General features: G+C 41.8%; 7 protein-coding genes. 1 reads left to right on the forward strand and 6 read right to left on the reverse strand.

What is annotated here, in order from left to right; all coding sequences use genetic code 11:
• Window positions 1-159 precede the first annotated feature (159 nt).
• Window positions 160-609, forward strand: coding sequence for a type IV pilin protein (locus Q3O12_RS01230; RefSeq protein ID WP_301668951.1), 450 nt, complete (start codon window positions 160-162; stop codon window positions 607-609).
• Between the two features lie 160 nt (window positions 610-769).
• Here the strand turns inward: Q3O12_RS01230 and Q3O12_RS10835 are convergent, their stop codons facing one another.
• The 6 genes from Q3O12_RS10835 to Q3O12_RS01255 form a co-directional block, all read right to left on the reverse strand.
• Window positions 770-1,000, reverse strand: coding sequence for a 5'-nucleotidase (locus Q3O12_RS10835; protein WP_369422700.1), 231 nt, complete (start codon window positions 998-1,000; stop codon window positions 770-772).
• 207 nt (window positions 1,001-1,207) lie between these two features.
• Entirely contained in the window at window positions 1,208-1,360 is a 153-nt protein-coding gene (locus tag Q3O12_RS01235) for a hypothetical protein (protein WP_301668952.1), read from the reverse strand.
• Between the two features lie 155 nt (window positions 1,361-1,515).
• Window positions 1,516-3,996 (reverse strand): toll/interleukin-1 receptor domain-containing protein, encoded by a 2,481-nt coding sequence (locus tag Q3O12_RS01240; RefSeq protein WP_301668953.1) that lies wholly within the window; start codon window positions 3,994-3,996, stop codon window positions 1,516-1,518.
• 52 nt (window positions 3,997-4,048) lie between these two features.
• Complete coding sequence (locus Q3O12_RS01245; protein ID WP_301668954.1) at window positions 4,049-7,216, reverse strand: DUF3418 domain-containing protein; 3,168 nt, start codon at window positions 7,214-7,216, stop codon at window positions 4,049-4,051.
• Between the two features lie 42 nt (window positions 7,217-7,258).
• Window positions 7,259-8,386, reverse strand: a complete 1,128-nt coding sequence (locus Q3O12_RS01250; protein ID WP_196428899.1) for a hypothetical protein — start codon at window positions 8,384-8,386, stop codon at window positions 7,259-7,261.
• Window positions 8,387-8,388: 2 nt separating this feature from the next.
• Window positions 8,389-9,375, reverse strand: a 987-nt coding sequence (locus Q3O12_RS01255) for a DNA cytosine methyltransferase (protein ID WP_301668955.1), incomplete at its 5' end; no start/stop codon positions are given.

Genomic DNA, 9,375 nt, shown 5'->3' on the forward strand with positions numbered 1-9,375 from the left:
GACCAGGCTTCGGTCGGCGCGCCCGCACCCAAAGCCCCCGCCAAACCGGCAACGCCCGCAGCTAAAAAATAGAGTGGGAAATATGCATACTGCTGAATGGGATAGTAAGTCTGTTCAAAGAAGTATGTTGAATAATCTGTTCTTATTGGAAGTAAAGTAATGACTGATAATCGGGGATTTACGCTGGTTGAATTAATATCAGTGGTCTTGATATTGTCTGTACTTGCTTTAATTGTTTATCCGAGCTATCGCAATTATGTTGAGAAAGCAAAGATAAATGCAGTGCGGGCAGCCTTGTTAGAAAATGCACATTTTATGGAAAAGTTTTATCTGCAGAATGGGAGGTTTAAACAAACATCTACCAAATGGCCAAGTTTGCCGATTAAAGAGGCAGAAGGCTTTTGTATCCGTTTGAATGGAATCGCGCGCGGGGCTTTAGACAGTAAATTTATGTTGAAGGCGGTAGCCATAGATAAAGATAAAAATCCTTTTATTATTAAGATGAATGAAAATCTAGTAACCTTTATTTGCAAGAAGTCCGCCAGTTCGTGTAATGACGGGCTGGATTATTTTAAAGGAAATGATAAGGACTGCAGGTTACTTAAGTAGGCTTGTTTACAAATCAATCGATAGTGTTTTAGTATTTGTGCGGGTTTCCGCCTTGAGGGAATGAGAATCGTGTAATATTAAGCCTATAGTTATGACCCGTAATCCGTATCTGGATTGTTTCCGGATAAAAGAATAAACCCAATCGGTGGGTCGTTTAGGTTTATTTCATTGATTGACAGAGTTTTTGATAAATGGAAAGACAACGCTTTTTTGGGGGATGGTTTTGTTTTTCCCTCTGATATTGCCTATAGGTTTCTGCCCCTTCCGTTCTAAATATATTATCCGATTCGGATAAGTCGAATAAGGCACTTGATGCTAAGCCGATTACAAGTCGTTTCGATAAATCATAGGACATAATAAGGATATCTTTAGCCGTGGATTTATGGGGCATGGTAGCAAAAATTGTATAGGGGTGTACATTATTAAACAGATTTTATAATGCTGTCTGAAGATGTTTTCAGACGGCATTTTGTTTCCAACTCGTTATAGGCTTGTATTTTTCCTATGCAATATAGTAATTTAAGGTATGTTTGCACTCTTAGACATAAGGACAATTGCAGCCTTCGTCTTTAATATACAAATCACTATCCAACTTCAACTATACCCAATAGTTTTCCGAACCGCACACCTCCGCCCGATAACGCCCGGCGGAAGTTTTTTGGACATCGCGAACCTTGCCCTGCTGAAAATACAGCAGGCCACGTTCGGCGATATGGGGCGGAAATAGGCGGGGTAGGTAGATACCAGACATGGGTGCTTCCAAGAAGTTGTTGAAACATGAGGAGTTTACTGGTTCAGACGACGTTTGGGGAGAGGGCGGCGGGAAGATTTGTTTAGCGAAGTGGAAAAAGGTCGTCTGAAAATAGGTTTCAGACGACCTTTGGTTTGGTTGGAAAGGGAAATAATTTATAAAGACTCAAACAACTGTTTTAGTTTTTCCTTAAATTTATTGATAGATATTGGATTTAATCCATTTAACTCACTATCAATTAGGGATAAAGCTGCTTGCATATTATTAGTTAGTGTAAGTAATATTGCTTTAAACCGAATAAATGAACGATATGTTTGAGCACTTTTATTTACCAACTTCTCCAACTTATCAATTGCTTCCTGTAATCTCTTGGTATCTCTACAGCTAGCAGCCAAATCTGCTTTGGTTAGTAAAGGATAAGTTACTTGAGGAAATGTAGCAATAGCCTTATCAATTATATTAAAACTATTTTCATAGTCTTTTTTATAGAAAAAAGAAACTCTAGCTTGCATTGACAAAACGACTTCTTGAGCTTTATTTGATGGATCAATTGATAGTTTTTTTATTATGGAATTTAATTCATTAGCATGGATTCTTTCATCATCTTTCATTAAAATACATATAAAATAATCATTGGCGTTAATGATGTTCCCTGGTCTATTTTGATAATTCTCTTTCGAATAGACATAAGCTTTATCATACTCTTCATTTTGAATATATATTCGAATTAGTTCACCACGTACCTTTGGATCATTAAATTTTTTATATTCTAATGATTTGATGAGATGATTTTCTGACTGTTGAGTTTTGCCTCGTAACCTGTAGAAAAAGCCAATCAAAAATTCTTTTTCACCTTCATCGTGGATTTTATGAACTTCTTGAAAAAACTCATCATTCATACCTTTTCTAGCTAATGCCTGACATTTTAAAAATCGAACAAAGTTTATTGTATTCTTATGCAGAGTTCTTTCATTTGAAAGAACTCTGTTTGCTAGTGAGATGGCTTCATCGTAATTTCTGTCTTCATCATATAATTTTTTAATAGTACTAATAAATATCGAAGGTAGAATAAATTTATATGCATCAGAACTGTTGGTTAATAAATTTTCTTTAGCTGATAAAAAATATCCAGAAATATCAAATCCATCATCATTAAAATTAGAGATGAAATTTTGTGCATAACTCTGTATTGATTTATTAAATTCAGCTTTTAATTCAAATCTATTTCTGCTAATATAGTCACGTAATACTTCATTTAGTCTAATATATTCAGAAACTTTTCCAATATATTCACATATTGAATTTGTAATTAATTCTTGTAACAAAGGAAAATATTTTTCTTCTGGGACTATCTTAAATAGAACTTCATAACTAATAAATTCAAATTTTGAAAGAAGAAGTATAAGTTCTTTAATTTCTTCATTATCTTTATAGATATCAAAAATTACTTTCGCTTTATCAGAAGAATATTGTTGGATGATATGAGAATTTTTTTTCGCAGAAATAATTCCTTGTTCTTTAATTTGATCGACTGCAAAAAAAACTTGTTCTGGATACCCTGTAAGAAGATCGGAGAAAAATTGCATGTCGTCGGCAGAAAGCGATTCCCGTATATTTTGAAAAGAAGAATATCTATTCAATAAGCCATTTCTTTCTGGGCGTTCTAATTCTTTTACTGATACAGAAAATATTTTTGGATATTTTCTATATAGGATTGGGTTTAATCTAAATTGTGAAGCTATACAAAATAATAGTCTATTATCAAAGGATAATAATATATCATTAAACCAGTCAATAATAGAGCCATCTCTCTGCACAAGTACACCATAATCTTCTATAAGAATCTTTTCATTTTCATTATTTATCTGACTGATGATTCTTTTTAGTATTTCAATTTTTCTTTGTAAGTTATCATTTAATATTGAATTCTTTTCATTATTAGACAAAGGATAAATACCGCTATCTGCAAGTTTAAAAATAAAATCTTCTATGTTATCTTGACTATTTAAAGATATGAATATAGGTTTGTATGCTCCCTTAACTAATCCTGCCTTTTTTATTGAATAATTAAGCAATGATTTTCTTCCAATTGAAGGAAGTCCAGATGCAATTAGGGTAATAGGATAGGTTTGATCAAAGTCATCTAATCGCTCTTCTATTTTTTTAATTAAATCATTTCTACCTACAAAAATTTCTTGTCTTTCTTTAAGTTTAGGATGGTGTTTCCATGCTAGTTCGATCAGGCGGGTATTGATTTTTCGAGCTGCTATTTTAGGGGAGGCGATAAGCTGTATATTTAGGTTTTCTCGCATCCATTCAGGAATCCTTTCATCCTTATAGTTTACTTTATCATCTATAATAATCGGATATATTCTATCTATTTGCTCTTGATCTAATTTGTCTTTTGCATATGTTAGCTCCTCTTTTACCCAATCAGAATCTAATGAGTGCCCAGATAAAAATATGACAAACAAAGATGTATCATTCAGCGCATTATGAATTTCTTCAATATTCATCATGCCTTTTTCAAAAGTAATTTCATCAAATAGTGTAGCATCTGTTCTCAAATTTTCTGCAACTACTCTTATATAACGTTCTTTATCTTTAGAACTATGTGATAAAAAGCATTTAATCATTTTTTAAATTCCATAAGTTTGAAAATTGAATAATCTATTGAATTTTAGATTATTACCTAAAGAAACTCCACTCCTTCAACAACCGCTTCACCGACACCGGATACGGCGTCTTCAACTCCTGCGCGAACAGCGATACCCTCAATTCTTCAATCATCCATTTAAACCCTGCAAGGCCGTCTGGAATGGGGAGACCTTGTTTAATCAGGCTGTCGGTTTTTTCCTGCCACATTTGTTCAAGCTCTTGAATATCGGCTTCGCGGGCTGCGTCGCGGGCGGGGTTGCCGCTGTATTTTTCGAGGCGCAGGGTCATGGCTTTGAGGTAGATGGGGAGGCGCGGCCATTGTGTCCACGGGGTGCGGGTGGCAAAGCCGGCGGCGAGCAGGGTTTGCAGGCGTAGTCTTAGGAGGTGGGTGAGCGGGTGTTTGCCGAGTTTGCCGTTGAGTTCGGCATAGGCGGCTGCGGTTTCCTGCAGGTAGCGGCTGAGGGCTTCTTTGACGGCGGGCAGGCGGCTGCGGGCGCGTTTGATTTGTTCTTTGAAGGCTTTTTCGTTGCGCGGTAGCTCGTCTTCGCCGATAAAGGCGCGGTCGCAGACGGCTTGGGTGAGGTCGTCGCGTAGGGTGTCGGCGTTGATGTGTTTGAGTAGCATGGCGGCTTGGGTGAAGCCTTGGATGCCTTTGTTCAAATCTTTTACCTGCTCTTTTAATTGCAGCTTCATCAATTCGATTACGCCTTGACGGTGTGCCTGCTCGGCGGCTTCTATGGTGTCAAACAGGCGCAGGGCGATGCGGCCGTCTTTTTCTTTTTGCAGGCCGAGGTAGCCGGTGAGCTGTTGTTTGCCGCGGGCGAACTTAATGGATTCGGGCAGGGTGCCGATGTCCCATGCGGTAACGTTGTCGCGCTCGAATTCTTGGGTGTTGTCGCGGAAGGTAACGGCGGCGGCTTGGCCGAGCTGTTGTTGCAACTCGTGCAGTTTGCGGCCGCCGGCAAGCTCTTGTCCGCCGTCGTCGACAATGCGCAGATTCAGATAGCAATGTTCGGGCAATTCTTGCGCCGCCCATGCGTCTTGGTCGATTTGCTCGAGAATCCGCATATCGCCGGCGCTTTTGGCGATAAAGTGCGCCAACTGGGGAATGATGGCTGCTTGGCGGTTGGGATTGCTTTCGAGAAATTTGGTGATGAAATCGGGTACGGGCACGCAAATGCGGCGGATTTGCTTCGGCAGGGCTTTAATCAGCAGCTGGATTTTTTCACGCAACATACCGGGCACCAGCCATTCGAGCGACGACGTGTGCAGGCGGTTAAGGACGGTCAGCGGCACGGTCATGGTCACGCCGTCGAGCGGATGGTGCGGCTCGAAGCGGTAGGAAAGTTTGAACTTGCCGTCTGCGGTTTGCCAGAATTTGGGGAACTGCTCTTCGGTAATGTGCGCGGCGGCGTGTTGCATCAAATCGTCGCGGCTGAGGAACAGCAGGCGCGGATTGTCGCGTTCGGCGGTTTTGAGCCAGGCTTCAAAGGTGCGGATATCGGCAAGTGGCAAAGGTTTCAGACGGCCTTTTTGAGATGCAGGCTGCTTTTTGGGTTTGGGGTCGTCTGAAACATTTTGTAGGGTGTGTGAACTCGGTTCACGCACGTGCTTGTCCGCATCGTTGGAATCCACTACGTTGTGCAGGCTGCCTGCAACCGTTGAAGCTGCGGAACTCTGTTCCCTCTCCTGCGGGAGAGGGGTAGGGAGAGGGCTTGCTGCGGTTGCGGAAAAGTTGGTTTGTGTAGCAACTGTTTTGCCCTCTCCCCGACCCTCCCCCACGGGGGAGTGGGTGGTTTGTTGGGCAGCGTAGGTTGGATTGTCAAACCCAACGGTTTTTGCGGTTGCGGCGGGTGTTGGGTTTTCAACCCAACCTACGGTGTTGCCGTGATTTTCATTTTGGCGAAACTTGTTGCGTTCATTTTCAGACGACCTTTCGGCTTTGTCAGATTCAATAATCCGTACGGAATCTTCGCTTCCCCAAACGCCGCCTTTCGCGTCTTTCCACACCAGCTCGGGCAGGCGTTCGTGATAAAACGCAAACAGGGCTTCGTCATCGACCAATACGTCTTGCTTGCGCGACTTGTGTTCCAACTCGCTAATTTCCTTAATCAGCTTTTTGTTGTGGACAAAAAAATCCGCTTTCAAATCGCATTCCTGCGCCACCAGCGCGCTGCGGATAAAGATTTCGCGGGCTTCTTCGGGGGTGATTCTACCGTAGGACACGGGGCGGCGCGGCAAGACGGTCAGGCCGTAGAGCGTTACCCGTTCGCTGGCGATGACTTCGCCGCGTTTTTGTTCCCAGTGCGGCTCGAAATAGTGGTAGCGGACGAGGTGCGGCGCTTCCTGCTCGATCCATTCGGGCTGGATGGCGGCGACGTCGCGGGCATAAAGTTTTGTCGTTTCAACGAGTTCTGCCGCCATCACCCATTTGGGTTTGGCTTTGAACAGGGCTGAGGCGGGGAAAAGGTGGAAACGGCTGCCGCGCGCGCCGGTATAGTCGTTGCCGTCGGGCGATTTCATGCCGACGTTGGCGATAAGGCCGGTGAGCAGGGCGCGGTGGATTTGTTCGTAGCCCGCCTCTTTGGCGGCGCGGATTTGGGCGCGGTGTTGTTTCTTGTCCAGTTGTTTTTGTTTGAGCTTTGCCGCCAAATCTTGGTCGCCTTGGCTTTCAGACGGCCTTAATCGCTCTTGGGAAGGAGGTTGTCTAAACGCGGCTTCCTTGGTGGTTAAACCCATTTCAATCGCGGTTTGGGCAAGCTGGTGGTGCAGCTCGCGCCATTCGCGCATCCGCAGGTGCGACAGGAAATATTGGCGGCACCACTGCACCAGTTGCTTGTTGGACAAACCCTTGTCGCGCTCGCGCTGGAAGCTGTCCCAAATGTTCAGATAGGCAAGGAAATCGGACTGCTTGTCGGTAAAACGCTCGTGTGCCTTGGCGGCGGCATCGCGCGCTTCCAACGGCCGCTCGCGCGGGTCTTGAATCGACAGCGCGGACGCAATCACCAATATTTCCGCCATGCAGTCGTGTTTCTTCGCCGCCAGCAAAATGCGCGCGATTTTCGGGTCGATGGGTAGGCGCGCCATTTGTTCGCCGAGTTTGGTCAGGCGGTAGCGGGGAGGGGTTGATGGGGCGGTTTTCAGGCTGCCTGAAAGGGGGACAGAGGGCGTGTTGTGGTGGTTTTGGGTGTTTTGCATAATTCGTAGGTCAGGTATTAGTCCAATATTGCCGTATTTCTTTTATTGATTGTACTTCTGCGAATTCACAACCACTTCATTCCACATCTTTTTATGTTCAAATTTGAGTGATGTATCCTGTTCCAATAAATTGACATAATTAGAAATAAATTCGGCAGGATTTTCTAATAGTCGCAAATAATATTTCAATGAATGAATAATCCCATTAACAATAACATGACACCCATGAATAGTTTTAATTTTTTCAATTTCTCTTTCAATAAGTTCCCGTTCACTTTCATCAATATCTGCTGTTGATAACAAGTAATACCGCTTAACTTGTGTGGTTTGAAATTTTTCAAAGGCATCTTGCACAAGTTGGCGTGTAATCGGAATGCCATGTTTTACTTCAACAGCTTCAAAGGCTTCATTCTTTTCATCATTAATGTCTATATCGCCAATCCGACCGCTTCTTGCATCTGCCGAAGTATGATTTTCTAATGGTAATAATGTTTTTTCGTCAAAACGCCTCAATTCCTTTATCAGACATTGGTAAATTGCATAAAACGCCAACACAGGCAGCCTTGCTGCACCATCGGCAGTATATTTAGCTTGAAAGTGTTTGTTTAATAAATCAATAATTGCTGAAATTGGTAAGTTGTGAGGTTTTGCTAAATCTATTTGCTGTGCATTACGTTTTAAGATAAGCCCTTGCAGTAGGTAAGAAAAAATTTCTGGCAGTCGCTCGTTTTTCTGAATCAGAGCGATGGTTGACAAAAAAGATGCTTTTAGTCTGCTTGGGTTAATTGCACCTGTATAGTTTTCATCGTATGGTACTTTTTGTTCTAATGACCGAGTAAGCCAGCCACTTTCTGCCATTGCTGGAAATTTTTCCAATTTGAGAAATGGTGTGATGTGGTTAGTATCAAATGTCCGTCCAGAGTAACCTCCGCTAATACTGGATTGATGTTTTCGAATATCTTGTTCAGGATGAAGCTGCTTATAAACCAAACTAGTTATTACAACAGTTAAAACGGCTTTTGCTTTTTCTGAATAAGCTAAAATGTCGTCCAATACTACTCTTTCATTTTCTGATAGTTTGGTTTGAATTACATTATGAGAACCTAGGGTTTGTAGTGCTTCATCGTAGGTAGCACGAATAAATTCATTTGGGTTTTGATTTTTAGACATGATTACTTTCCTAATAGTTGCTGTTTTATTTGCTCACCAACCGCATTAATCATGGGAATGGCAACCGAATTTCCAATTTGTCGGTAAAGTTCGCTCTTACTATTGATAAAACGGAATGTTTCAGGGAAACCCATAATCCGATAACATTCATTAATGGTAAGTTTGCGGACTTTTCCATTGTGGAAAATCCAAAATCGCCCCGATGTTTCTTGTGATGGCAATGCTGGATGTACTCCATTGGTTGAATAGATGCGGTTTGGTTGCTTATGTACTCGGGATAAGTTTTCTGTTCCTTCACGTACCCCTACCTTGCGAATGGCTTTGTTGCGATAACCCGCAAAAATCAAACCTGACTTTTGCTGTTTCTGTTCCGACAAAATCGTATAAGGCTCATTCAAATATTCAAATTCACCTTCTGCATCTAAGAAATCTTTCAATACAGTTCGCTGTTGATATTTCAATTTTGAAAAATCAAATTTTTTAGATTTGCTGCCAATAATGATGATGCGTTCTCTATTTTGCGGCAAACCAAAATCTGTGGCGTTTAGTAATTTTTTCTCAACGTAATAACCCAATTCCTGCAAATGTGTGAGGATTGTTGTCAGTGTACGTTTTTTGTCATGATGAATAAGGTGCTTCACATTTTCCAAGAATACAACTTCAGGTTGTTTCGCTTCTATGATTTTGAAGACATGATAAATCAGCGTGCCGCGCGTATCTTCAAATCCTCGCATTTTCCCTGAAATACTGAATGGCTGGCAGGGAAATCCTGCACACAATACATCGTGCTGAGGAATTAAATCCAATGGAATTTGTTCAATATCACCAAAAGGAACTTCACCAAAGTTTAATTCGTAGCTTTTTTGGGCGTAGGTATTGAATTCTGATGAGAATAAGCATTTTCCACCTAATTTTTGTAGAGGAATACGAAATCCACCAATACCAGCAAATAAATCAATAAAAGTAAACTTAGGTTGTTGGGGGGGGGG

Origin of the sequence: Neisseria benedictiae, from assembly GCF_958267435.1 — a bacterium.
Taxonomy (GTDB): domain Bacteria; phylum Pseudomonadota; class Gammaproteobacteria; order Burkholderiales; family Neisseriaceae; genus Neisseria; species Neisseria bergeri.